The 25,075-nt window shown below is 65.2% G+C and carries 24 protein-coding genes; 14 read left to right on the forward strand and 10 right to left on the reverse strand.

What is annotated here, in order from left to right; genetic code table 11:
- Positions 1–67: 67 nt before the first annotated feature.
- Positions 68–1,396: an MFS transporter gene (locus E4K65_RS15215; RefSeq protein ID WP_135174867.1), complete on the reverse strand. Its 1,329-nt coding sequence runs from the start codon at positions 1,394–1,396 to the stop codon at positions 68–70.
- A 181-nt stretch (positions 1,397–1,577) separates the two neighbouring features.
- Between E4K65_RS15215 and cyoA the strand changes: the two genes are divergently transcribed.
- The 8 genes from cyoA to E4K65_RS15255 all read left to right on the forward strand — a co-directional run bounded on the left by cyoA (position 1,578) and on the right by E4K65_RS15255 (position 10,035).
- Entirely contained in the window at positions 1,578–2,738 is a 1,161-nt protein-coding gene (gene cyoA, locus E4K65_RS15220) for a ubiquinol oxidase subunit II (RefSeq protein WP_135174868.1), read from the forward strand.
- Positions 2,739–2,749: 11 nt separating this feature from the next.
- Entirely contained in the window at positions 2,750–4,747 is a 1,998-nt protein-coding gene (gene cyoB, locus E4K65_RS15225) for a cytochrome o ubiquinol oxidase subunit I (RefSeq protein WP_135174869.1), read from the forward strand.
- Positions 4,748–5,377 (forward strand): cytochrome o ubiquinol oxidase subunit III, encoded by a 630-nt coding sequence (gene cyoC / locus E4K65_RS15230; protein ID WP_135174870.1) that lies wholly within the window; start codon positions 4,748–4,750, stop codon positions 5,375–5,377.
- Entirely contained in the window at positions 5,374–5,754 is a 381-nt protein-coding gene (cyoD, locus tag E4K65_RS15235; protein WP_135174871.1) for a cytochrome o ubiquinol oxidase subunit IV, read from the forward strand. The genes cyoC and cyoD overlap by 4 nt, the downstream gene beginning before the upstream one ends.
- On the forward strand, positions 5,751–6,611 hold the full coding sequence (locus E4K65_RS15240; protein WP_135175010.1) for an SURF1 family protein: 861 nt from the start codon (positions 5,751–5,753) through the stop codon (positions 6,609–6,611). The genes cyoD and E4K65_RS15240 overlap by 4 nt, the downstream gene beginning before the upstream one ends.
- Positions 6,583–7,980 (forward strand): ATP-binding protein, encoded by a 1,398-nt coding sequence (locus tag E4K65_RS15245; protein WP_135174872.1) that lies wholly within the window; start codon positions 6,583–6,585, stop codon positions 7,978–7,980. Before E4K65_RS15240 ends, E4K65_RS15245 begins: the two co-directional genes overlap by 29 nt.
- On the forward strand, positions 7,970–8,503 hold the full coding sequence (locus tag E4K65_RS15250) for a response regulator transcription factor (RefSeq protein ID WP_135174873.1): 534 nt from the start codon (positions 7,970–7,972) through the stop codon (positions 8,501–8,503). Before E4K65_RS15245 ends, E4K65_RS15250 begins: the two co-directional genes overlap by 11 nt.
- A 140-nt stretch (positions 8,504–8,643) precedes the next feature.
- On the forward strand, positions 8,644–10,035 hold the full coding sequence (locus E4K65_RS15255) for an adenylate/guanylate cyclase domain-containing protein (protein WP_235885651.1): 1,392 nt from the start codon (positions 8,644–8,646) through the stop codon (positions 10,033–10,035).
- 89 nt (positions 10,036–10,124) lie between these two features.
- Here E4K65_RS15255 and E4K65_RS15260 read toward each other — a convergent pair whose 3' ends face one another.
- From E4K65_RS15260 to E4K65_RS15290, 5 genes are all read right to left on the reverse strand, one after another.
- Positions 10,125–10,907, reverse strand: coding sequence for a CarD family transcriptional regulator (locus E4K65_RS15260; RefSeq protein ID WP_167770832.1), 783 nt, complete (start codon positions 10,905–10,907; stop codon positions 10,125–10,127).
- A 344-nt stretch (positions 10,908–11,251) separates the two neighbouring features.
- A complete protein-coding gene (fdxA, locus tag E4K65_RS15265; protein WP_027545217.1) occupies positions 11,252–11,590 on the reverse strand; it encodes a ferredoxin FdxA in 339 nt (112 codons plus the stop codon).
- 132 nt (positions 11,591–11,722) lie between these two features.
- A complete protein-coding gene (locus E4K65_RS15270) occupies positions 11,723–11,980 on the reverse strand; it encodes an RNA-binding S4 domain-containing protein (protein WP_135174876.1) in 258 nt (85 codons plus the stop codon).
- A 21-nt stretch (positions 11,981–12,001) separates the two neighbouring features.
- Positions 12,002–15,382, reverse strand: coding sequence for a helicase-related protein (locus tag E4K65_RS15275; RefSeq protein WP_135174877.1), 3,381 nt, complete (start codon positions 15,380–15,382; stop codon positions 12,002–12,004).
- A gap of 797 nt (positions 15,383–16,179) precedes the next feature.
- A complete protein-coding gene (locus tag E4K65_RS15290; protein ID WP_167770851.1) occupies positions 16,180–16,989 on the reverse strand; it encodes a DUF3108 domain-containing protein in 810 nt (269 codons plus the stop codon).
- Positions 16,990–17,522: 533 nt separating this feature from the next.
- Between E4K65_RS15290 and rpmB the strand changes: the two genes are divergently transcribed.
- The 3 genes from rpmB (at position 17,523) to ftsZ (ending at position 20,248) form a co-directional block, all read left to right on the forward strand.
- The gene (gene rpmB, locus E4K65_RS15295) at positions 17,523–17,831 is read left to right on the forward strand and encodes a 50S ribosomal protein L28 (protein ID WP_135174881.1); all 309 of its coding nucleotides are present in this window, start codon (positions 17,523–17,525) and stop codon (positions 17,829–17,831) included.
- A gap of 594 nt (positions 17,832–18,425) precedes the next feature.
- Positions 18,426–18,938 (forward strand): hypothetical protein, encoded by a 513-nt coding sequence (locus E4K65_RS15305; protein WP_167770833.1) that lies wholly within the window; start codon positions 18,426–18,428, stop codon positions 18,936–18,938.
- 50 nt (positions 18,939–18,988) lie between these two features.
- Positions 18,989–20,248: a cell division protein FtsZ gene (gene ftsZ / locus E4K65_RS15310; RefSeq protein WP_135174883.1), complete on the forward strand. Its 1,260-nt coding sequence runs from the start codon at positions 18,989–18,991 to the stop codon at positions 20,246–20,248.
- Between the two features lie 230 nt (positions 20,249–20,478).
- Here the strand turns inward: ftsZ and E4K65_RS15315 are convergent, their stop codons facing one another.
- Positions 20,479–21,027 carry a hypothetical protein gene (locus tag E4K65_RS15315; RefSeq protein ID WP_235885647.1) on the reverse strand — a complete coding sequence of 183 codons (549 nt, stop codon included), beginning with the start codon at positions 21,025–21,027 and terminating at the stop codon, positions 20,479–20,481.
- 183 nt (positions 21,028–21,210) lie between these two features.
- Here E4K65_RS15315 and E4K65_RS49495 point away from each other — a divergent pair, with 183 nt between their 5' ends.
- The gene (locus E4K65_RS49495) at positions 21,211–21,333 is read left to right on the forward strand and encodes a hypothetical protein (protein ID WP_271576819.1); all 123 of its coding nucleotides are present in this window, start codon (positions 21,211–21,213) and stop codon (positions 21,331–21,333) included.
- A 10-nt stretch (positions 21,334–21,343) separates the two neighbouring features.
- On the opposite strand, the gene E4K65_RS15320 is transcribed toward E4K65_RS49495, so the two are convergent.
- From E4K65_RS15320 to E4K65_RS15330, 3 genes are all read right to left on the reverse strand, one after another.
- Complete coding sequence (locus E4K65_RS15320) at positions 21,344–21,622, reverse strand: DUF1488 family protein (RefSeq protein WP_135174885.1); 279 nt, start codon at positions 21,620–21,622, stop codon at positions 21,344–21,346.
- Positions 21,623–21,911: 289 nt separating this feature from the next.
- Positions 21,912–22,208: a hypothetical protein gene (locus tag E4K65_RS15325; RefSeq protein WP_135174886.1), complete on the reverse strand. Its 297-nt coding sequence runs from the start codon at positions 22,206–22,208 to the stop codon at positions 21,912–21,914.
- Entirely contained in the window at positions 22,201–22,497 is a 297-nt protein-coding gene (locus tag E4K65_RS15330) for a hypothetical protein (protein WP_135174887.1), read from the reverse strand. Before E4K65_RS15330 ends, E4K65_RS15325 begins: the two co-directional genes overlap by 8 nt.
- Positions 22,498–22,875: 378 nt before the next feature.
- Here E4K65_RS15330 and E4K65_RS48205 point away from each other — a divergent pair, with 378 nt between their 5' ends.
- Both E4K65_RS48205 and E4K65_RS15340 read left to right on the forward strand, forming a co-directional pair.
- Positions 22,876–23,223, forward strand: a complete 348-nt coding sequence (locus tag E4K65_RS48205; protein ID WP_209312069.1) for a hypothetical protein — start codon at positions 22,876–22,878, stop codon at positions 23,221–23,223.
- Between the two features lie 345 nt (positions 23,224–23,568).
- On the forward strand, positions 23,569–24,906 hold the full coding sequence (locus E4K65_RS15340) for a T6SS phospholipase effector Tle1-like catalytic domain-containing protein (RefSeq protein WP_135174889.1): 1,338 nt from the start codon (positions 23,569–23,571) through the stop codon (positions 24,904–24,906).
- The last annotated feature ends 169 nt before the right edge of the window (positions 24,907–25,075 follow it).

Consider the following 25,075-nt stretch of genomic DNA (forward strand, 5'->3'; position numbering starts at 1 on the left):
CCTGGGCTTATGGGTCCCGGCCTTCGCCGGGACGACACTGATTTTGCGGCGGACTGCTCGAGCCCGACTAGCCGCCCGCGTCCATATCGCCCGCCTCGCGCTGGCCGCTGAGCCAGAGCGCGAGCAGCGTCCAGAACGCGCCGGAGAGCAAATACGCACCCGAGGCGATGACGCCGAGATTGGTCGCCAGCAACAGAGCGACGAGCGGGGCGAAGCCGGCGCCGAACAGCCAGGCCATGTCCGAGGTCAGCGCCGAGGCCGTGTAGCGATACGCCTGCTTGAAGTTCGAGGCGATCGCGCCCGAGGACTGACCGAAGGACAGGCCGAGCAGGATGAAGCCGATCACCATGTAGATGGTCTCACCGAACGCGCCGGCATCGAGCAGCTGCGGGGCGAAGCCGCTGTAGATCGCGATTGCGATCGCCGATCCCATCAGCAGCGACTTGCGGCCGACGCGGTCGGCGATGATGCCCGAGAGCACGATCGCGCCGACACCGAACACGGCGGCGACGATCTCGATGATCAGGAAGCGCACCGGGCTTTCGCGGGTGAACAGGAACACCCAGGACAGCGGAAACACGGTGACCATGTGGAACAGCGCGAAGCTTGCGAGCGGCGCGAACGCGCCGAGCATGATGTTCTGGCCTTCGCGCGCGACGGTGTCGGAGATGCGCGCGGGCTGCAATTCGCGGGTCTCGAACAGGGAGGCATATTCCTCGGTCGTCACCATGCGCAGGCGGGCGAACAGCGCCACGACATTGATGGCGAAGGCGACGAAGAACGGATAGCGCCAGCCCCAGTCGAAGAAATCGTCGGCCGAGAGATTGCCGGCGAAATAGGCGAACAGCGCGCTCGCCACGATCAGCCCGAGCGGGGCCCCGAGCTGCGGCACCATCGCGTACCAGCCGCGCTTGGAGGGCGGCGCATTCAGCGCCAGCAGCGAAGCCATACCGTCCCAGGCGCCGCCCCAGGCCAGACCCTGCGCGATACGCGCCAGCGCCAGCAGCCAAATCGCGGCGCTGCCGATCTCGGAATAGCCGGGCAGGAACGCGAGCGCCACGGTGGCGGTGCCGAGCAGGAACAGCGCCGAGACCAGCTTGGCCGTCTTGCCGTACTCCCGGTCGACCGTCATGAAAATGACGGTGCCGATCGGCCGGGCCATGAAGGCCAGCGCGAAGATCATGAAGGAATAGAGGGTGCCGGTCAGCTCGCTGGTGAATGGGAACACCAGGCGCGGGAACACGATCACCGAGGCGATCGCGTAGACGAAGAAGTCGAAGAATTCCGAGGTCCGGCCGATGATGACGCCGATGGCAATCTCGCCGGGACTGGCCTGGTCGTGGCCGTGCTCGCCCGAGTGGAGGTCTGCCATTGCGGGGGTCTGTGCCGTCGCCATTCGTGCGCCCTTAACGTCCTGAAAACCAAAGCCGACCGCCCGGCGGGGCGCCAGGCAATCCGGGCCTGTCTGACCCAACATTCCGCACTGCAACATTGGACAAATTGTCCAATGTCCGGATTGCTGCGCCGCAGCTACCCGTTGGCCCCGCAAAGGAAACTCATTCTCAAAGGCTCGGCCCGTGTCCCGTCTCAAGATCCTGGCGCTGCTACCCCTGGCAGTTGCGCTCAGTGGCTGCAACTACGTCGTGCTGGCGCCAGCCGGCGACATCGCTGCCCAGCAGCGCGACCTCGTCATCATCTCCACTGTCCTGATGCTCCTGATCGTCGTCCCCGTGATGGCGCTGACGGTGCTGTTCGCCTGGCGCTACCGCCAGTCCAACACCGCGGCGCGCTACGAGCCGGAATGGGATCACTCGACCAAGCTCGAGCTGGTGATCTGGTCGGCGCCGCTGCTGATCATCATTTGCCTGGGCGCGCTGACCTGGATGGGGACGCATCTGCTCGACCCCTATCGCACGCTCGGCCGCATCAAAGCGGAGCAGGCCGTGGACCAGTCCAAGGCCCCGCTCGAGGTCGACGTCGTCGCGCTCGACTGGAAGTGGCTCTTCATCTATCCGGACTACGGCATCGCCACCGTCAACGATCTGGCAGCTCCGGTCGATCGTCCGATCAACTTCCGCATCACCGCCTCCTCGGTGATGAACTCGTTCTACATCCCCGCGCTCGCCGGCCAGATCTACGCAATGCCGGGCATGGAGACGAAGCTCCACGCGGTGGTGAACCATCCCGGCACCTACAAGGGCTTTTCGGCGAACTACAGCGGCGCCGGCTTCTCCGGCATGCACTTCAACTTCCAGGGCCTCGACGACAAGGGCTTTGACGCCTGGATCGCCAGCGCCAAGTCCGCCGGCGGCTCGCTCGGACGTGCCGAATATCTCCAGCTCGAAAAGCCCAGCCAGAACGAGCCGGTGCGGCGCTGGGGCACGATCGATTCCGATCTCTACCGCCTGATCCTCAACATGTGCGTCGAGACCGGCAAGATGTGCCAGAGCGAGATGATGGCGATCGACGCCAAGGGCGGCGCCGGCCATCAGGGCCTGAACAACACCCTGCCGCTCTCCTACGACAAGTACGCCCGCCGCGGCACCGCGCTCGGCCCCGAGCCGACCTTCGTCGCCGGCACCTGCACGCCGGATGCGCCGCAGGGCAAGACCACCGCCTCCATCACGGCGCCCGTCGACACCGCGCCGCTGCTCGGCGCCGGCCTGAAGCGGCCGACTTTCGCGCCGCTCAAGTCCTCGTCCTTCTTCCTCGGACAGCGTCCGAAGTCAGACTCCTAAAGAGAGCTCGCATGTCTCCTGATCTTCTCAAGCTCATCTTCGGCCGGCTCGGCCTCGAGTCACTGCCATTGCACGAGCCGATCGTCGTCGGCACCTTCGTGGTGGTCGCGCTCGGCGGCGCCACGCTGCTCGGCGGCCTCACCTATTTCCGTCTCTGGGGCTACCTCTGGCGCGAATGGTTCACCACGGTGGACCACAAGCGCATCGGCATCATGTACATGATCCTCGGCATCGTGATGCTGCTGCGCGGCTTCGCGGACGCGCTGATGATGCGCGGCCAGCAGATGCTCGCGTTCGGCGGCTCCGAAGGCTATCTCAACGCCCATCACTACGACCAGGTCTTCACCGCGCACGGCGTGATCATGATCTTCTTCGTGGCGATGCCGCTGGTCACTGGCCTGATGAACTACGTCGTGCCGCTCCAGATCGGCGCGCGCGACGTGTCGTTCCCGTTCCTGAACAATTTCAGCTTCTGGATGACGGTCGGCGGCGCGGTGCTGGTGATGGCCTCGCTGTTCATCGGCGAATTCGCCCGCACCGGCTGGCTCGCCTATCCGCCGCTGTCGAACATCGGCTACAGCCCTGACGTCGGCGTCGACTATTACATCTGGGCGCTGCAGGTCGCAGGCGTCGGCACGACCTTATCCGGCATCAACCTGATCTGCACCATCGTCAAGCTGCGCTGCCCCGGCATGACCATGATGAAGATGCCGGTGTTCACCTGGACGTCGCTCTGCACCAACATCCTGATCGTCGCCTCCTTCCCCGTCCTGACCGTGGTGCTCGCGCTGCTCTCGCTCGATCGCTACGTCGGCACCAACTTCTTCACGAACGATTTCGGCGGCAGCCCGATGATGTACGTGAACCTGATCTGGATCTGGGGCCATCCCGAGGTCTACATCCTGGTTCTCCCCGCCTTCGGCATCTTCTCGGAAGTCACCTCGACCTTCTCCGGCAAGCGGCTGTTCGGCTACACCTCGATGGTCTACGCCACGGTCGTCATCACCATCCTGTCGTACCTGGTCTGGCTGCACCACTTCTTCACGATGGGCTCGGGCGCCAGCGTCAACTCGTTCTTCGGCATCACCACGATGATCATCTCGATCCCCACGGGCGCGAAGATGTTCAACTGGCTGTTCACGATGTATCGCGGCCGCATCCGCTACGAGCTGCCGATGATGTGGACGATCGCCTTCATGCTGACCTTCGTGCTCGGCGGCATGACCGGCGTTCTGCTCGCTGTGCCGCCGGCCGACTTCGTCCTGCACAACAGCCTGTTTCTGATCGCGCACTTCCACAACGTGATCATCGGCGGCGTGGTGTTCGGCGCCTTTGCCGGCATCAACTACTGGTTCCCGAAGGCGTTCGGCTTCAAGCTCGATGTCTTCTGGGGCAAGCTGTCGTTCTGGTTCTGGGTCGTCGGCTTCTACCTCGCCTTCATGCCGCTCTACGTGCTCGGCCTGATGGGCGTGACCCGCCGTCTGCGCGTGTTCGACGATCCCAGCCTCCAGATCTGGTTCGTCATCGCCGCGATCGGTGCCTTCCTCGTCTTCCTCGGCATCCTCAGCATGCTGATGCAGTTCGCGGTCAGCCTCCTCAAGCGCGAGCAGCTCAAGGACGTCACCGGCGATCCCTGGGATGCACGCACGCTGGAATGGGCCACCTCATCGCCGCCGCCGGACTACAACTTCGCCTTCACCCCCGTCGTTCACGACAATGACGCGTGGTGGGACATGAAGAAGCGCGGCTACCAGCGTCCGCTCACCGGGTTCAGGCCGATCCACATGCCCAGCAGCACCGGCACCGGCGTCATTCTCGCCGGCCTCGCCACCGCGATGGGATTCGGCCTGATCTGGTACATCTGGTGGCTGGCGGCTGCGAGCTTCATCGCGATGCTCGTCGTCGGGATCGGTCACACCTTCAACTATCACCGCGACTTCGACATTCCGGCCGACGACGTCATCCGGACCGAGGACGCGCGCACCAAACTGCTCGCCGGAGTCAAGTAAATGACTATCGCTGTCAATCCCTCGCAAACCGGCGAGCCGGTCTTCTATCTCGCCGACGAGCATCCGCATCCGGAAGGCTACAGCACCTCGCTGGGCTTCTGGATCTACCTGATGAGCGACTGTCTCATCTTCGCGATGCTGTTCGCCGCCTTCGGCGTGCTCGGCGCCAACTACGCCGCCGGGCCCGCGCCGAAGGACCTGTTCGACCTCGACCTGGTCGCGGTGAACACCTCGATGCTGCTGCTGTCGTCGATCACCTACGGCTTCGCCATGCTGACCATGCAGCAGAACAAGATCGCCCAGACGCAGATGTGGCTGGCGATCACCGGCCTGTTCGGCGCCGCCTTCATCGGCATCGAGCTGACCGAGTTCGCCCACATGATCCATGAAGGCGCAACGCCCCAGCGCAGCGCCTTCCTGTCCGCCTTCTTCACCCTGGTCGGCACCCACGGCCTGCACGTCAGCTGCGGCCTGATCTGGCTGGTGACCCTGATGGTGCAGGTCTGGAAGTTCGGCCTGATCGAGGCCAACCGCCGCCGCCTGATGTGCCTGTCGATGTTCTGGCACTTCCTCGACGTGGTCTGGATCGGCGTCTTCACCTTCATCTATCTCCTGGGAGTTCTGCGATGAACACCGATACCCACGCCGCCCACGCGGACGATCATCACCACGGCGATGGTCACGCCCACGGCACGTTCTCGACCTATCTCCTCGGCTTCGTGCTCTCGGTCGTGCTCACCGCGATCCCGTTCTGGCTGGTGATGAGCGGCGCGCTGCCGAGCAAGCAGATCACCGCGCTGGTCATCATGGCCTTCGCGGTCGTGCAGATCGTCGTGCACATGATCTACTTCCTGCACATGACCACGAAGTCCGAGAACGGCTGGAGCATGATGGCGCTGATCTTCACCATCGTCATGGTGGTGATCGCGCTGTCCGGTTCGCTGTGGGTGATGAACCACCTCAACAGCAACATGATGCCGATCCACCAGATGAGCGGAATGAAGTGAACGAATTGGGGACCGTGACGAGCAAGACAGGATGGGCGCGCCGTAACGCTGTGCGCCCGTCCCTGTGGCTCACGGTCCTCTCGCTCACGGCCTTTGCAGTTCTGATCGCGCTCGGCGTCTGGCAGATCGAACGTCGCGCCTGGAAGCTGGCGTTGATCGACCGCGTCGAGCAACGCGTCCATGCCCCGGCCCAGCCGATCCCCTCGCCCGCGGCGTGGCCTGCGGTCTCGGCCGCAAGCGACGAATACAGGCACGTCACCGTCAGCGGCCGCTTCCTGCATGACCGCGAGACGCTGGTTCAGGCCGTCACCGAGGAAGGCCCCGGCTATTGGGTGCTGACGCCGCTCAAACGCGACGACGGCACGCTCGTCCTGATCAACCGCGGCTTCGTGCCGTCCGAGCGGCGCGAGGCATCGACACGCCGGGATGGCAATCCGGACGGCGAGGTCGCGATCACCGGCCTGCTCCGCATGACGGAGCCGAAAGGCGGCTTCCTCCGGAACAACGTTCCCCAACACAACCGCTGGTACTCGCGGGATGTCGTCGCGATCGCGACGGCACGCGGCCTCCACGATGTCGCACCCTTTTTCGTCGATGCCGATGCCGGATCACAAACCGCCCAAGGCCCCTTCGAAGGCCCCATCGGCGGATTGACCGTGATCCGCTTTCCCAATAACCACCTGATCTACGCGCTGACGTGGTTTGCCCTGGCTGTCATGCTGGCCGGTAAACTTTTCGTCACATTCGGCGGCGGGCTGTTCCGCCGCGGGCGCTTCGTCCACGAACCGGCCGGCGGCTCCGACGCTGCCGCCCGCAGGACGGGATCAGATGCTGGAACGATCGTCGAACAGGCCTGACGACGGAAAAACGCCTCCCCAGGCGTTTGGCGAGCTCGCCGTCACGCTGCAATCGCAGGCGGACGCGCGCAGCGAGCTGGTCGGCGCTACGCCGACCGACGACGAGACCAACCGCAAGAACATGGCGCTGCTGATCCAGCTGCGCTGGACCGCGGTGGTCGGCCAGATCGTGACCATCGGCGGCGTGCATTTCTGGCTCGGCATTCCCCTGCCGCTGGAGCGGATGGGCGCGGTGATCGGCGCGCTGGTGCTGCTCAACGTCTCGAGCCTGGTCTGGGTGCGCCATCGTGCCGCGATCTCCAACAACGAGCTGCTGGTCGCCTTGATGCTCGACGTCGCGGCACTGACCGCGCAGCTCTATCTCAGTGGCGGCGCCACCAATCCGTTCACCTCGCTATTCCTGCTCCAGGTGACGCTGGGCGCCGTGCTGCTCGATGCGCGCTCGACCTGGTCGCTGGTGGCGCTGACCTGCGCCAGCTTCGTTTGGCTGACGCTGGCGTACCGGCCGCTCGACCTGCCGCCGAACCCGATCAGCGAGACCTACAGCCTCACCGTAACAGGCATGCTCCTGGGCTTCGTGCTCAATGCCGTGCTGCTGGTCGTGTTCGTCACCCGCATCAACAGGAACCTGCGCGAGCGCGACGCGCATCTGGCGGCGCTGCGCCAGCATGCGGCCGAGCAGGACCATATCGTCCGCATGGGCCTGCTGGCATCGGGCGCGGCGCACGAGCTCGGCACCCCGCTCGCCTCGCTCTCGGTGATCCTCAGCGACTGGCGCCGCATGCCGGATCTCGCCGCCGATCAGGAGCTCGCCGAGGATCTCGCGGAGATGGAGACCTCGCTGCAACGCTGCAAGTCGATCGTCACGGGCATCCTGGTGTCGGCGGGCGAAGCGCGCGGCGAAGGGTCCTCGCCGACGACGGTGACGGCCTTCGTGACCGCACTGGTCGATGAGTGGCGCAACGCCCGTTCGGCGCGCACGCTCTACTTCGTCAACACGTTCGGCGAAGACATCGCGATCGTCTCCGACGTGGCGCTGAAACAGGTGATCTTCAACGTGCTCGACAACGCCTATGAGGTCTCGCGCGAATGGGTGGAACTGCTGGCGGAGCGCGAGGGCGACAATCTCGTGCTGTCGATCAGCGACCGCGGTCCCGGCTTTGCGCCGGAGATGCTGGCGCAGCTCGGCAAGCCCTATCACTCCAGCAAGGGCCGCGCCGGCGGCGGGCTCGGCCTGTTCCTGGTGGTCAACGTGGTGCGCAAGTTAGGGGGCAGCGTGACCGCCGAGAACCACAGGAAGCGCGGCGCCACCGTCCGCCTCACCCTGCCGCTCGCAACGCTCGCGATCGGGGGCAGCTTTGACGCCTGACCGTTCGCTCATCGTCGTCGAGGACGACGAAAGCTTTGCGCGCACGCTGAAACGCTCGTTCGAGCGCCGCGGCTACGAGGTCGTGCTGGCCGGCTCGATCGAGGAGGTGCGGAAAGTGCTGGAGGAGCGATCCTTCGGCCACGCCGTCGTCGACCTCAAGCTCGGCGGCGCCTCGGGGCTCGCCTGCGTCGAGCTGCTGCACACCCACGATGAGGAGATGCTGATCGTGGTGTTGACCGGCTTTGCCAGCATCTCGACCGCCGTCGAGGCGATCAAGCTGGGCGCCTGCCACTATCTGGCAAAGCCGTCGAACACCGACGACATCGAGGCCGCCTTCAACAGGGCCGAAGGCAACGCCGAAGTCGCGCTCGATGCACGGCCGACATCGATCAAGACGCTGGAATGGGAACGCATCCACCAGACGCTGATCGAGACGGATTTCAACATCTCGGAAGCAGCGCGGAGGTTGGGTATGCATCGGCGCACGCTGGCGAGGAAGCTCGAGAAGCGGCCGGTGAAGTGAGCGGTTCGCTGCGCGGGTGAAAAACACTCACCCGAGCTGATGACCTCGCGGCCATGCATCACTAGACTGAAGATCGGTTGCGGCGGCTGACAGCCGTCGTCGTGCTGCAACGGCCCAAGCGAGGAGACCGCCCCGTGACAATGCTCGTCGAGCGCCGCGAATCGTCTGCCGAGCCTTCACGCGCGCGCAGCCAGCGCGAGACCGAAACTGTCCAGTTCGCGCAGGCCGCACTCGCATCCGCCAAGCAGGAGGGCCTGCAACTGGCCGTGCGGGCGCGCTATGTCGCGCTTGCCATCATCGCTTGCCTGCTGCCGGCCATCAACCCGGCATGGCAGCAGCTCTACTACGTGGCGCTGCTGGGCCTGTTCGCACTGATCGGCTGGGCCCAGGTCAGGGTTGGGCGGGTCGGCGTGTCGCGGTCGGAATTGGCGCTTTTGTTCTGCGACCTGGCGCTGCTCACCTTCGTCATCGTCGTCCCGAACCCCTTCGGCACGACGCACTGGCCGGTGGCGATGCAGTACCATTTCGGCAACTTCATCTACTTCTTCGTGCTGCTCTCGGGCGCCACGCTGGCCTATTCCTGGCGAACCGTGGTTGCGGTCGGAACATGGACCGCAGCGCTCTGGGTGATCGGCATCGCATGGGTGTGGTGGCAACCTGATCGCGATCCCGCACTGACCGCCCGCATTGCGGACGCGGTGGGCAGCGATCACAGGCTGTTCGCGCTGATCTCGCCCGCTGCGATCGGATTCGGCATCCGCATCCAGGAAATCGTCGTCTTCATGATCGTCGCCGTGACGCTGGCGCTCGCCGTCCGCCGCAGCAACGATCTGCTGATCCGGCATGCCGCGGTGGAACGGGAACGCGGCAATCTTGCGCGCTACTTTTCACCCAACGTCGTGACGGAATTGTCGAAGCACGACGAGCCACTGAAGCAGGTGCGCACGCAGGACGTCGCGGTGCTGTTCGTGGATATCGTCGGCTTCACGGCCTTTGCCGATGCGCGCACCCCGGAGGAGGTGGTGCGGACGTTGCGCGAATTCCACGGATTGATGGAGCAGGAGGTTTTCCGCCACGACGGCACGTTGGACAAATATCTGGGTGACGGATTGATGGCGACATTCGGCACGCCGTTCGCCGGCACGCGCGACGCCAGCAACGCGCTGCGCTGTGCCCAGGCCATGATTGCGGCGGCGGACCGGTGGAGCGCGCAGCGAAGGGCATCCGGTGAGCCGCCGATGCACGTCAGCTTTGGCCTGCATTACGGGCCGGTGGTGCTCGGCGACATCGGGCACACCTGTCTGGAATTTGCCGTGATCGGCGCGACCGTCAACGCAGCAAGCCGTCTCGAAGCGCTGACGCGCACGCTCGACTGCGCGCTGGTGGCAAGCCACGATCTCGTCAGCCGCGCCATGCTAGAGCTCGGCAGCACAGCCGAGACATTTGCATCGTTGATCGCCCTGGATCCCCAAGCGATCCGCGGGCTCGAGCGGCCGATCGCGATCTGGACCCAGCCGCGCGCGGCGCCGTAGGGCGAGGCTCGACCGCCGTCGCATCACAAACAAAAAGCCCGGCCAAACGGCCGGGCTTTTGATCTGTTGCGATCGACGCGACGAGAGGCTTACGCCGCCTCGTCGGCGACGGTGGTGTCGTCGCCATCGGTATCGTCGGCATCGCCCTCGGCATCCGCCTCGCCCTCGGCGGCTTCCGCCTTGGCGTTGCGGCGCGGGCTCTTGGCGAGCTGGGCCTCGATCTCCTTGACCGCTTCGGTCTCGGTCGAGTGCTGCACCACCGCGATCTCGCGGGAGAGACGATCCAGCGCCGCTTCATAGAGCTGGCGTTCGCTATAGGACTGCTCAGGCTGCGACTCGGAGCGATAGAGGTCGCGCACGACTTCCGCGATCGCGACGATGTCGCCCGAATTGATCTTCGCTTCGTACTCCTGGGCGCGGCGCGACCACATGGTGCGCTTGACGCGGGCGCGGCCCTTGAGGGTCTCCAGCGCCTTCTTCACCAGCGCAGGCTCGGACAGCTTGCGCATGCCGACATTGGCGACCTTGGCGGTCGGCACGCGCAGCGTCATCTTGTCCTTGATGAAGTTGATGACGAACAGCTCGAGCTTCGCACCGGCGATCTCCTGCTCCTCGATGGCCAGGATCTGGCCGACGCCGTGAGCGGGATAGACGACGAATTCGTTGGCCTTGAAGCCCTGACGCTGGGTCACGACCTTCTTTTCCTCGACCTTCGGCGCAGCAGCCGCCGGCTTCACGGCCGGCTTGGCAGCGACAGGAGCCTTGGCAGCAGCAACAGGGGCCTTCGGCGCGGCGGACTTGGCAGCGGGAGCCTTGGCAGCAGGCTTGACAGCGGTCGCTTTCGCGGCCGGTTTGGCAGTCTTGTTAGGCATTGCGCTTCTTTTGTTCTTCGAGGACTTTGCAGCCGGCGCCTTCGTCGCGGACCGACCCTTGGATGCGCTACGGCTGGCCGCGGCGACTTTTTTGGCCTCCTTATGGGAAGCCCTCGCTGAAGTACTCTTTTTACGCGTTTTCTGTGACACAGCCTGCGCGCGGAAACTGCCACGCCCCTGTTCGACATTTGGTTTCACGGGAACCCAGAAGGGCCAACGGGGCTGACGGGGTTCGGCTTAATGTGCCCAATATAGCACATTTCCCGCAAAAATCAATGATTTAGGGGTCTTCAGGCCTGGTTTTCGACGGTCACGCCGCTATTAGGGTTAAGTTTGCGGCCGAATTAGTCTCCGGAGCCGGGGTTCGGAGAAAAATATTTCTCGAACTTTCCCTCCATGCCGTCGAATTCCTTGGCGTCGGCAGGTGATTCTTTCTTCTGGGTGATGTTCGGCCAGCTCTTGGCGTAGTCGGCGTTGACCGACAGCCACTTTTCCAGGCCCGGTTCCGTGTCCGGCTTGATGGCGTCGGCGGGGCATTCCGGCTCGCACACGCCGCAGTCGATGCATTCGTCGGGATGGATGACGAGCATGTTCTCGCCCTCGTAGAAACAGTCGACCGGGCAGACCTCGACGCAGTCGGTATACTTGCACTTGATGCAGGCTTCAGTGACGACGTAAGTCATCCAACGCTCCGAAAAGCTCTTTTAAAAGTCGCGGCTTGCGTAGCGCGGATGGCCCGGCGCCGCAAGGTCGGGGACGGTCGATCATGACGGCTTTGCGCGTTTGATCGACCAAGAAATGAATTCAAAGCGCAATTAATTGCGCTTTCCTTCGCCGAGCTCCTCGTAGAGCACGCGCGCCGAGGCGGCGTCGCCGCGGCGCTCGTTGAAGGCTATCACTTTCAACACGCGCACGGTGCGGTCGAGCGCGATGGTGAGCACGTCGCCAACCTTGATCGCATGCCCCGGCGAGGTCTCGCGCACGCCGTTGACGCGGACATGGCCGGACTCGACCAGTTCAGCCGCAGAGGTGCGCGCCTTCACCACCCGCGCGTGCCACAGCCATTTGTCGATGCGCTGCCGCTCGGTCGTGGGCTACTCCTTGCGCCCCGCGAGCTGCTCCTTCAGCGCAGCGAGCTTTGCGAAGGGCGAATTGGGATCGACCGGACGATCGCGCTCGCGCGGGTTCGCGCTCGAGGCGTAGGGACGCAGCGACGGCCCGCCCTGGCGGTCACGGCCCTTGTCGCGGTCGCGGCCACGATTGTCGCGGCCCTTGTCGCGATCGCCGCCGAACTTGCCCTTGTTGCGATCGCGATCCTTGTCGCGGTCCTTGCCCTGGAAGCTGCGGTTCTTGTCGTCGCGCCCTTCGGGACGCGGCGCGCCTTCCGCACCACCTTCGCGGCCCTTGCGGAAGTCTCTGCCGCCATCCCTGCGACCGCCGTGACGATGGCGCTCGCCGCGCTTCTCGCCGTCGGCTGCTTGCGCGGCCTCGCCTTCGGCGGGCGCAGCACCCGCCTCGGCGCCCGCCTGCGGGCGCGGCTGATGATGGTGACGCTGGTGGCGATGGCGCTCGTGGCGCGGCTTGCGATCCTCGTGACGGCCGCCGGGACGCCAGACCTCGACCAGCTCGGGCTCGGCGGGCGCGGCGTCGACAGGGGCGGCGGCATCGGGCGATGCAGCGGCCTCGACCGCGGCGGCTTCGGCGGGAGCTGCCTCAAGGCCGGCAGCCTCCGCAGGCGCAGCGGCTTCTTCTTCGGCCGGCGGCGCGATGCCGGGAGCGTCTTCGGGCGTGACGGGAGCATCTAGCGATGCTTCGAGCGCCGGCTCGTCCTGCGCGGGCTCGTCGTGCTGCTCCATGCCGGGCGCGTCTTCGACGGTGACTGCGACCGCAGCGGCTTCGATCGGTGTGTCTGCGGCGGCGGCGTCCTCGACCGGCGTTTCGGTCGCAGGCGTCTCGGCGGGAGCCTCTGCGCTGGAAGCTTCAGCAACGACCGCCACAGGCTTCGGCGGCAGCGGCGGGCGCTTCTCCATGCGATAGCCGAGCGCACGCAGCACCGAGGCGAAATCTTCGCCCGCGGAGCCCGTGAGCGAGGTCATCGCCTGCGTCACCACGAAGCTGCGGCCGTCGAACGCGCCGGCGGGCTTTTCGCCGGGCGAGTTATCACGCCAGGCCAGCGCCGGACGGATCAGATCGGCAAGGCGCTCCAGGATGTCGACGCGCACGGCGCGCTCGCCGGCCTGCTTGTAGCCGAGCACGCGATAGGCATCGCGCGGCAGTTGCTTGTCGACCGGGAACGAGGTGCGGCCCGAAGATGCCAGATGCTGCGCGCCCGAGAGCGAGGACAGATCGACATTGTCCTGCTTCAGCGCCCACAGCAGCGCGGCGAGCGCACGCGCGGCGGGCTTCAGGAGGCCGGGGAAATAGAGGTGATAGGCGCCGAAGCGGACGCCGTATTTGCGCAAGGTCGCGCGCGAGGGCTGGTCGAGATCCTTCAGCTCGTTGGCGATCTTGGGACGCTCGAGCACGCCGAGCGCCTCGACGAGCTGATAGGCGATGCCGCGGGCAATGCCGGTGACGTCCTCGGCCTTGCTGAGCTCGAACATCGGCCCGAGCAGCTTTTCGATATGCGTCTTGAGCCAGAGGTCGAGGCGGGCCTGCACCTTCTCGCGCGGGCTGCCGGTCAGGCGCTCGTCGGAGATGATGCGGATGCGCGGATGCAGCGCGTCCTCTGCGGCGGACAGTCGCGCCACGGCGTCGCCGGTCCAGCGGATGGTGCCTTCCGAGGTCAGCACGAACTGCTCGTCCGGCGCGTTGCCCAGTTTTTCGGCGCGCGCGTTGATCTCGCCGGCGAGCACCGCTTGGGCCGCAGCCTGCAAGGCTTTCGCATCGGAGCCGGCTTCCGCGGCGTCCGGTGCAAAGGTGAAGCCATCGAGACGGCCGATGACATGGCCTTCGACGATGACTTCGCCGGTCTTGCCGATTTCAGTATTCAAGCTCGTGTTCTCCCGCAGGCGGCGCATCAATACACTGGTCCGGCGATCAACGAAACGCTCAGTCAAGCGTTCATGGAGCGCATCCGATAATTTATTTTCGACCTCCCGCGTAATCCCCTGCCAGTGTTCGGGGTCCGCGAGCCAGTCCGGCCGGTTGGCGACGAAGGTCCAGGTGCGGATCTGCGCGATCCGGCCCGACAGGGTGTCGATATCGCCGTCGACGCGGTCGGCCTGGTCCACCTGGGCCGCGAACCAGGCATCGGGAATGCGGCCCTTCTGCATCAGGAAGCCGTACAGCGTGGTCACGAGCTCGCCATGGGCCGCCGGCGACAATTTTCGGTAGTCGGGGACCTGGCAGGCCTCCCACAGCCGCTCCACGGCCAGCTTGCCATGTGCGGAATCGCGCACATCGGCGTCGCGGGCGACGTGGTCGAGCACGCGCATGTCTTCTGCAATGGGCGCCCGCGTCAACGCCTCATGGCCGGGGGAGAGGTTCAGCGACACCTGGAGCGCGCCGAGCGAGGAGAAATCCAGCTTCGAATTGCGCCATTGCAGCATCTTCACGCTGTCGAAAGTGTGGTTCTGCAGCGCGTTGACGAGCTCGGGCTCGAACGGCGCGCAGCGGCCCGTGGTGCCGAACGTTCCATTCCGCGTGGCGCGGCCGGCGCGGCCGGCGATCTGCGCGAATTCGGACGGCGTCAGGCGGCGGAACTGATAGCCGTCGAACTTGCGGTCGGAGGCGAAGGCGACGTGGTCGACGTCGAGATTGAGGCCCATGCCGACCGCGTCGGTGGCGACGAGATAGTCGACGTCGCCGTTCTGGAACATCGACACTTGCGCATTTCTGGTGCGCGGGCTGAGCGAGCCGAGAACGACGGCCGCGCCGCCATGCTGGCGGCGGATCAGCTCGGCGATGGCGTAGACCTCGTCGGCCGAGAACGCGACGATGGCGGTGCGGCGCGGCTGGCGGGTGATCTTGCGATCGCCGGCAAATTCCAGCTGCGACAGCCGCGGCCGCGTGATCATGGACACGCCGGGCAACAGGCGCTCGATGATCGGGCGCATGGTGGCAGCGCCCAAGAGCAGCGTCTCGTCGCGGCCGCGGCGGTTGAGGATGCGGTCGGTGAAGACGTGGCCGCGCTCCAAGTCAGACGCGATCTGGACCTCGTCCACGGCGAGGAAGGAGACGTCGAGATCCCTCGGCATCGCCTCGACGGTGGAGACCCAATAGCGCGGGTTCTTCGGCTTGATCTTCTCCTCGCCGGTGATCAGCGCGACGCTCTCCACGCCCTTGCGATCGGCGATCTTGTTATAGACCTCGCGCGCGAGCAGGCGCAGCGGCAGGCCGATCATGCCGGAGGGATGCGCGAGCATCCGCTCGATGGCGAGATGGGTCTTGCCGGTGTTGGTCGGCCCGAGCACCGCAGTGACGCCCGCGCCGGGTGCGCGCTCGGAGGCGAAGGGGGAAGGGGGAAAAGCCATTCTGGGGATTAGGTAGTGCCGATTTCGGCGAATGTCAGTGCTGTTTGGGGCGGCGCGGCGGCTTGCGAGGTGTCGGGTATGTCTCCGAACGCTGCGGGGCGGCCGCCCCCACTGCTGTCATCGCCCGGCTTGACCGGGCGATCCAGTACGCCGAGGCGGTCGTGACCGAACCGAGAAGCCGCGGCGTACGGGATGCCCCGGTCAAGCCGGGGCATGACAGCGGAGTGTGTGGAGCATCCTCAAAACCTCGCGCAACTGTCTCACTTTGCGACGCTTTTCCCTGTGGCCTTAAGCATCGGAACGACTCTAGAACGAATCGCGGCCGAATCGCTGACTCCCCGTTGAGTCCTGTTCCGTTCACGCAACATGTCGCGGCGCCCTGTGTTTGATTGCACTAGATGGAGTTTTGGGCTGCCGCACAAGCGACACTTCGGTGGCGGGTTCCTTAAAATTGGGGACGGCGCGGAGTCGAATCAGAATCGGGGAGGAGTCAAATGGATTCACGCCCCTCCGCCTGCTTCCCCGTCATGGCCGGGCCCCCAAACGCATTTTCGCGAAAACAACCCCATGCACAGTAGAAACGGCGCGTGGGCGAATGACGGGGTGGGGCGCGTAAGGTGTTGAGGCTGCGTGCAAAATCCCTCCGCTTGTCATTCCCTGGCGCGACGCAGTCGCGAGCCCGAAATCCATCAGGCCACAGGGCTTGTCTCGCCATGGATTCTCAGCTGCGCAATTGCGCACCGTAGGTCGCGCCAAGTGGCGCGCCCCGGAATGACGGAGGAATCGCAGCGCGGCTTTTACTGCGTCTTCGCAACCCGCGGCGGCTGGGCTGATGTGATGAAGCTCGTCGCTTCCAGCATTGCCGATCCCAAGGGCGTCGGCACTTTCAGCCAGAACGGAACCAGGATGCGCGTGCCGGCGACGGGCGCGAAGGCGATCTCGATATTGCGCTGGGCGGCGAGGTATTTGATCACGGGGCGGTCGGGGATGTAGCCCGCCACGGGCACGAAATAGAGCGCGCAGACGACGACCGGGCCGTGATAGCCCTTCTCCGCCTTCACGTTCTCCATGCGCTTGAAATCAAGCTTGAGGTCGTAGCGCATGCGGCCGTCGAACACCGGCGCGCCGTTGTGGCAGGCGTCCGGCGAGACTGGGTCGCCGGTGCCCGGCACGCGCAGCAGCGAAGCCGTCATCGGGTCCCAGACGCCGCGGCGATGCGCGTCGGTGACGAGGATGCGATCAGGGTCGACCGGCGGCTCCGGCACGATGCCGAACTCCTTCACATTGCCCTTGTCGAGGGTGATGTGGATCTCTTCGGTTTTCTTCGAGGTGGTGGTGGAGGCCTGGTAGCCGGTCGCGACCAGCGCGCCGTTGACCACCCGCCCCTGCGAGGCGCCGGTGCCGGACCCGCCCGCGAACGACTTCAGCAGCCCCGTGGTGCCGCCGGAGGCGGCCGCTGCGAACACGTCGTCCTGGATGTCGATGTTCCAAGCGCCCCTGCCGACCGGAATGCCTGAGAGCGTCGCCTCATACTGCGCCTCGAGCTTGCCTTGCGCCGCCGCCGGCTTCGCCTCCCACGCGAAGGCCAGGGCGCACAGGGCCGCCATGGCCAGCCGGGCGGCAAACCGCGGACTGGCGATGCGCGGCCTGGGCGCAAATCGGGGGAAAATGAGCACGAAACAATCCAATCGGGGCGCGACGGTTGTTATTTAAGCCAAAAACCGCGGCAAACAATGTGTCCGGGCGTAACAGGCGCGGAACTCCACCGGAGTCTTCCGGGGCGAATACGCCCTTTATGTGATGGTAAGGCACTTCAAACATTGCCGTTTTGGTGATCGGGACGGTTATCTTGGCCCCCAGCACTCCGCCGTCATGCCCCGGCTTGACCGGGGCATCCAGTACGCCGCAGCCCCTCGACTCCGGCCGCGCCGTCACGGAATACTGGATCGCCCGGCCAAGCCGGGCGATGACACCTATCGTGGGGCATGGCGCGGGGCCCAAAACCCCTCCCCAAAAACTTGACGTCCCGCCGCTTCCCCCCTATACGTCCGCCGCTCCCTGCAAGGACAGAGAATTTGCCCCCGTGGCGCCCCGAATGGCGGCCTCAACTCGTTTGGGGGTCAGGATAAGGATTTGTGACATGTCTCGCCGCTGCGAACTGACGGCCAAGGGCCCCCTCGTCGGCCACAAGGTCAGCCACTCCAACATCAAGACCAAGCGCCGCTTCCTGCCGAACCTCGTCAACGTGACGTTCATCAGCGAAGCCCTGGAGCGCAACGTGCGCCTGCGCGTCTCCACCAACGCGGTGAAGAGCGTCGACCACAATGGCGGCCTCGACGCCTTCCTGCTCAAGGCCAGCGCCGACGTCCTGTCGCCGCGCGCCCTCGAGCTGAAGCGCGCCATCCAGAAAAAGGTCGGCGACACCGCGCCGGTCAAGAAGGCCAGCTAAGAAGATTTACCGTTAGGGCGGGGGCTAAGTCGCGTGGCGTAAGCTTAGCCAGTAGAGTTTTGCGTGACGGCCGGATCGAAAGATCCGGCCGTTTTTGTTTTAGGGATTCGAATGGCGAAGTGCTGGCGACAGCGGAGCGTTGCTCGCGGCCGAGGTCGGCATCTTACCTCGCGTTCGAGGGCTATCTCTCGCTCGAACAACGTACTGTTTGATCACGCCGCAACCCCTCAAACATAGTGCTTCACGATCTCGTCGAGGATGGCCGGGCTGTAAAATCACTGCTTTGAGCTTTTCTTGTTCCGTGGATCGAGCAGACGGACGCGACAAAACCGCGGATCGTCCTCGACGGGGTCTGCGCAGCTTGTGAAATCGCTTCTGGGGAGAACCTGGCAACGGAGACCATCCATAGCTGGGCTTCATCGTCACCCGCGGTAGTGGTGCCCTGCGATGCCAAGGCCGGCACGGCGACGCCACCCGTAAACCAGCACCGCCCGCGTGTTAACCGTCCATTAACCAACGCAGCCTAGCCTGCTGTAATCGTCCAGCCATCATTAGCCCGAAATGCCTTCCCGGTTCGCTCCAGGAGAAGCGCCGATGTGCGTTGCGTTGTTGACGTATGCTGATCTGGGTGCCCGCCTCAATATCTCGCGCGAGGCCGCTCGTTCGCTTGCGAGACGTCGCCGGTTGCCGCGCTCGCGTTCGGATGATGGCAAAGCACTGGTGAGCGTTGATTTCTCCGAGCTCCGGTACGTGCCCCGCCCACGGCGTTGCCGCAAGGCAGACCCCATCGCCGCCTCCATGGCAAGGATCGAGGCGTTCAAGGCGGAGGCATTCAAGATGGAGGTCGCGCGGCTCGAAGCAGCAGCAACCGGCTACAGGGCGGATTTCGAGCGCGAGCGTGAGCGCGCCGATCGCCTGGCTGTCGAGCTGCTGCAGGCGGCTGCCGAGACGACGGCAGCCAATGCGTGGGCGGCACGACTGGAAGACGAAGTGGCGGCTCTGCGGACCGGTCGCCGGGCCAGCGGCGCGATCGCGGGACGAGCCGCGCTTCGATTGGGACATCTGGCCGCGGCCATCGTGGGCGCAGACCGCGCGGCTCGCAGGTAGCACTTGAACCTTTCTCCACCCCGGCCTGCCGGAGCAACCACGAGGACAGAATGACTGGCATGACCGATATTCGTGAGATGAAGGCGCGCATTGTCGTGTTCGGGGTCGGCGGCGCCGGCGGCAATGCCGTCAACAACATGATCACGGCCGGGCTGGAAGGGGTCGACTTCGTCGTCGCCAATACCGACGCGCAGGCGCTGGCCATGTCGAAGGCGACGCGCCTCATCCAGCTGGGCACAACGGTCACCGCAGGCCTCGGCGCCGGCTCGCAGCCGGAATTGGGACGCGCCGCAGCCGAGGAGGTCATCGATACGATCCGCGAGCACCTAACCGGCGCGCACATGGTGTTCGTGACGGCCGGCATGGGCGGCGGCACCGGCACCGGGGCTGCACCGATCATCGCCAGGACCGCGCGCGAGCTCGGCATCCTCACCATCGGCGTGGTAACCAAGCCGTTCTACTTCGAGGGCCAGCGCCGCATGCGCTTTGCCGAAGCCGGCGTCGAGGAGCTGCTGAAGACGGTCGACACCCTCTTGATCATCCCGAACCAGAACCTGTTCCGGGTGGCCAGCGAGAAGACCACGTTCGCCGATGCCTTCGCCCTTGCCGACCAGGTGCTCTATTCGGGCGTGGCCTGCATCAGCGACCTCATCGTCAAGGAAGGTCTGATCAATCTCGATTTTGCCGACGTCCTCTCCGTCATGAAGGAGAAGGGCAAGGCGATGATGGGACGGGGCGAGGCTTCCGGCGAGAAGCGCGTGCTCGCCGCCGCCGTGGCCGCGATCTCCAATCCGCTGATCGAGAATCCCTCGATCAAGCGTGCCAGTGGCCTCATCATCTCCATCACCGGCGGCAGGGATCTCATGCTGTACGAGGTCGACGAAGCCGCGACCCGCATTCGCGACGAGGCCGATCCGGACGCCAACATCATCGTCGGTGCGTCGTTTGACGAAAGCCTCGAAGGCATCGTCCGCGTCTCGGTGGTTGCGACCGGAATCGATAATCTCGATCCGGCGCAGCAGGCGCTACCGGTGGAAACCGCCCTCACGCAGCTCGCCGGCAGGCTGCGCAACGACGGCCGTCGCATCGCCGATCGCATCGAGCGCAGTGCTACCCTGCCGCAAGTGGAAAGCCCGCCGCTCCGCCCGCAGCCGCACCACCCCGTGGGGCCACCGGCAAGGCCGGGTCTGGACTATGCGCGGCAGGCGGCGCTTCAGCCGCTCGATCCTTACGGCCGCGCCCCTGCGCGCAATGCGCCCGACGAGGCCGTTCTCGATATCCCGGCCTTCCTGCGCCGCGCCGCCAACTGAGCGGTGGCGAAGGAGGTGCGCTCCCTCCCGCAAGCGGGAGAGGTTCGAACGAGCCCGCGGCCAGTCGATTCGACTTAAAGCCATTCCGCTTTAGGTCCAGGGTGCGATGAGATCAGGTTCGGCCGCCCGGTTCACCCTCTCCCCAGCAGGGAGAGGTGGCCTAGTTCTCAACTCGCTCCGAACGTCAGATTATGCAGACAAGGTCTTGAGCTGCGCAGCGTGCCGGGGCTTCAAGCCGCCGTGCTGCGCGGGCTCTCGGCGGTGTCCTTCTTGTCCGTCTCCCTGTCGCGGGACAGCCACGCCGGAAAACGAAGCAGGCGCTCGTTGGTGTCCTTTGGCAGCTCGATGGGCGGCGCTTCAATGGCCGAACTCGGCAGGTCCAGCGCTGCCTGTCCGGTTCGCACCGCATCCGCGCGCTGATCCAGTTCGCGGAGCAGGGGATCGAGCACGCTGTCGATCTCGGTCGCCACCGACACCAGGAAACTATTGAGCTCGCGCGCCTCGGGCACAACCGCCGCAGCCTGCTCGATCGCCCTCGAGAGACCATCGACGACAGGCGCAAACGCGCCGGCGGCTTGCTTGATTCGCGTCTTGATCGCTTCGACCTCGCTCAAGACGCGCTCACGCTCACGCCTTTTCTTTTCCTCCGAAAGACGGGCTTCAATTTCGGCGATCTGGGCCGTCAGGGCCGTGGCTTCGGATGCAAGCGCATCTCGTCTTCCGCGCGCGCGATCGAGATCGCGGCTGAGATTGTCCACTAAGTCGTCCTTTCCGAACATGGCTTTGCTCCGTGGGACAGGCGCTTTGCCCTGTAGGACGGCCTTGGCGCGAACCGCCAGCCTCGCCACCGACCGGATGGCCGGATCGGCCGAAACAGACATCAACCTCGGTCGCGTCACATGGGCCGACATGGTGATCCCCCATCGTCAACATTAGGCAACCGCATGGTTAACAGACGGTTAATGTCAACAGACGATGCGGCCATGGGGCGTGACGGCACCGGCAACGAGATCCCGAAGAACATCTCCAACGTCCTGAAGCTCCATCGCTGCCTGCGCAAGACGGACAAGTCGCAGCCGCGGTAGCCCGCCTCCCCTACCCCCGAAAATCAATGCTCCGCAGCACGATCCCTGGCGGCGTCCCCTCGAACTCCGTCGCGCGGTACTTGCTCGCCGCTTGCGCCTCGATCCGCTCGCGCAGGCGGGTGAACTGGGCTTCGCGCTGCTCGGGCCTCGCTTGCGGGCCGCGCTCGAGATAGTCCATCGCGGAGGTCGAGATCGCGCAGGCGATCTCCTTCGATCCGTCCTGCATCAGGAACTGGACGATGCCCCGGTCCTGTTCGTAGCCGACGAAGCGGCTGCTCGTGAGTGTCATGGCTTACTCCCTTGCGCGATTGCACCGTGGCGCGATTGGCGCCTGGCTTCGACGCCGCCGCGGCCCGTGAATTCCTCTCGTTGCCCGGCCTGGTGCGCAATTGCGCAACGAGGGCCAGGGCCCATGAGTCCGGTCAGCGTTATGGAGGCACGCTGTGGCCATGTTCATTCACAATAACTCGGTTCGGTGGCTATGGGTCCTGGCTCCCGTGCGCAATTGCGCACCAGGCCGGGACGACGGCGGTTTTCCAGGCGCAAGACATCGTGCAATGCACGCACGCGGCCGGGCTTCAACTGTCGCCACTGAGCCTTGCGAAATCGTCGAACAGCGCCGTCACCAGCGCGCGGTGGCGGGTGTCCTCGGTGGAGAGGCTGGCGGCATAGAGGTTGAGCAGATAGCGCGCCTTCACCGCGGCCTCGGCCCACGAGGCGGCGGGCACCGTCATCAGGCGGTTCTCGAGATCGGCCTCGCGCTCGCGCAGCTCCCGGACATTGTTCTCGACCTCGGCCAACGCGCGGCGCAAATCGGTCGCCTTCTGGGCGGCCATGCCGCGATGCCTGTCGAGATCCACCGGGACGTCAGTCATGGGCGACACTCTGGGCGACGCTCGCCGGCGCGGCCTGCGCATCCGCGGCTTGCGCGTCCGCGAGGTCAACCGAGCCGATCGACAACATTTCCATCATGCCGCCGCGCCCGCCTTCGGCCGGCACCGTGATCATGGTGGCGACGCGGCGCCAGCACGGGAATGACAGGCCCTCGATCATCTCCTCGTCGGTGACGACGTCATAGCTGCCCGCGGGCAGCAATCGGTCGATGCCGTGGATGCGGAACGGATGCCTGAAGGTGACGGTTTCTCGGCGCGAACGGATGGTCACGGACGCCTGCCTTTCTGCGAGCGGAGCCCCAACCGACACCGGCTTGCCCTGAGCATGCGCTCCCAGGGCGGCAATAGCCAGCACTATCGTCACCGCGCCGCGCGCAGCCGAGGGCGCAGGCGACGCGCGGCGTTTTAGTCCTCGCTATTGGGGTGGGGCAGGCGTAGGCTCGCTCCTATCACCGCCCTTCCTGCAACGGCATCGACCGGTGACTGAGGGTCACGTGCGCTCCCGCCGATAGAGCAGCGTTCAGAGCATGACGTTGTCATGCTGTGCAGGAGCGTGCGATGCCGCGGTTTCGCGTCTCGGAATGGATCGTTCCACAGGTCGACGTCGCGCTGTTCCTTCTGCTCCTGGTCTGCGCGGCGGCCATCCTCAATGGCTAGGACAATGCGCGTGCCCTATCTGGTCAGCGGTACCAACGAATATGGCTGCTCCAATCTCGGCCGCGGCAGCGCCACCGTCGCGCTGCGGCTGGCGCGGAAGCTGCTGCGCGAGGGCTACATGGACGTGCGCGTCTGCACGCCGCGCGGACGCGTGCTGCAATCGGACGAACTGGACGAACTCAAACCCCCACAGGAGACCGACGCCATGGCCAAGGGACAGCAACGCGGCAATCGCGAAACCAAGAAGCCGAAGAAGGACAAGACCAAGATTATCGCCGCAGCACCGAGCCGCAAGGACGCGGTGTGGCAGCCGGACTTCGGACCGACGAAGAAGAAGTAGGAAGTAGCAAGCGGGGATTCTCACCCTCCCCTGGAGGGCAGGGCAATCGCATTTAAGGCGGTTGCTCTGCGGCCCATCCATCGAGACGCCCGCCTTTGGCGGGCCCTCAGGATGAGGACGGAGTGCGCGGCAGCAATTTTCGATCGGCAAAGATGCCGCTTAGCCTCATCCTGAGGAGACCGCGGAGCGGTCGTCTCGAAGGACGAGGCGCGCGCTCAGACCCTGCCAAGAAGTCATATGCGATTGCCCCGCCCTGGAGGGGGAGGCTAAGAACCCCCACCGTCTCCTCCCCGTCGCGCTTTTTTGCTATACTCGCCCCGGTAGCATTACCGGGAGGGGCCACCTGTGGAGCACGAGCGCAAGATCGAACCGAATACCGAACCGAAGAACCTCGTCATCTGCTGCGACGGCACCGGCAACGAGATCAGCGAGAACATCTCCAACGTCCTCAAGCTCTATCGCTGCCTGCGCAAGACCGACAAGACCTCGCCGCGCCAGATGGTGTTCTACGATCCCGGTGTCGGCACGGTGACGGAGCCGACGACGTGGCACCGCTTCAAGGCCAACGTCAACCTGGTGCTGGGGCTCGCCACCGGCTACGGGCTCGATGACAACGTGCTCAGCGCCTATCGCTTCCTGGTCGAGCACTACGCGCCGGGCGACAAGATCTATCTGTTCGGCTTCTCGCGCGGCGCTTACACCGTGCGCGTGCTGGCGGGGCTGATCCACAAGATCGGGCTGATCTCGCCGGAGCAGGCTAACCTCGCAGGCTCGGGCCTCGTCGCCTACAAGCAATATTCCGGCACCGGGCGCGGCAACGACATCGAGGACCTCAGCGATGTCGATGTCGACGATCAGGGGCCGCTGCCGAAGGACACGTTCGACCTCGCCGCGCAGTTCGCGCGCATCACCTCCACGCGCTGGCCGACCATCCACTTCATCGGGGTGTGGGACACGGTGGCGAGCGTGATCGTGCCGCGGCGCGACAATTTCTTCTTCGTGTTCAGCCTGGAGGAGCTCGCCTTCACGCTGCGCAATCCGAGCGTAAAAATCTTCCGCCAGGCGATCGCGATCGACGAGCGGCGCTGCATGTTCCGCCTCAAGGAGTACGAGGAGCCGCAGGAGTATTGGCGCAACCGCTATGTGCCCGACGAGAAGAAGGAGCCGCAGGACATCCTGCAGGTGTGGTTCGCCGGCGTGCATTGCGACGTCGGCGGCGGCTATCCGGAGGCCGAGAGCGGGGAGTCGAAATATCCGCTCATCTGGATGATCGAGGAAGCCGCGAAGGCCGGCCTCAACTTCAACCCGCGCACCGTGAACCAGCTCGCCTGGGGCGTCCAGCGAAAGAACTCGCCGTTCCAGTATGTCCCGCCCGCCTACACCGGCAAGTCCGGCGAGCTGCACAATTCGATGACGGCGGCCTGGCGGCTGCTGGAGTACCTTCCGAAGAGCGCGAAGTACAAGGAGTGGCCGGAGCGAAAGGTGTTTCTCGGCTTCTACATCCCCGATTGCGAGCCGCGCCTCATCCCCGAAGGCGCGCATGTGCACGAGAGCGTGGTGAAGCGGATGGCGGTGGAGCCGGACTACCGGCCGGTGAACCTGCCGAAGACGTACGAGACGGTACCGATGCCGGTGCCGCAGCATGTGGGGGTGGCGGCGGAGGCGGAGACGGTGACGGGGTGAGGTGGCGCTGGAGCCGCATTAGAGGTGTCGTCCCGGCCTAGTGCGCAATTGCGCACTAGGCCGGGACGACAATGGTGATTGAAACCCCTCCCCCGCTACCGCCGCTTTCTCCATTCGCCGCTACTTTTCATTAAAATTCTCCCGCCCACCTTAGCCGGATCGCATCAAC

Origin of the sequence: Bradyrhizobium niftali (assembly GCF_004571025.1) — a bacterium.
In the GTDB taxonomy this organism is placed as follows: domain Bacteria; phylum Pseudomonadota; class Alphaproteobacteria; order Rhizobiales; family Xanthobacteraceae; genus Bradyrhizobium; species Bradyrhizobium niftali.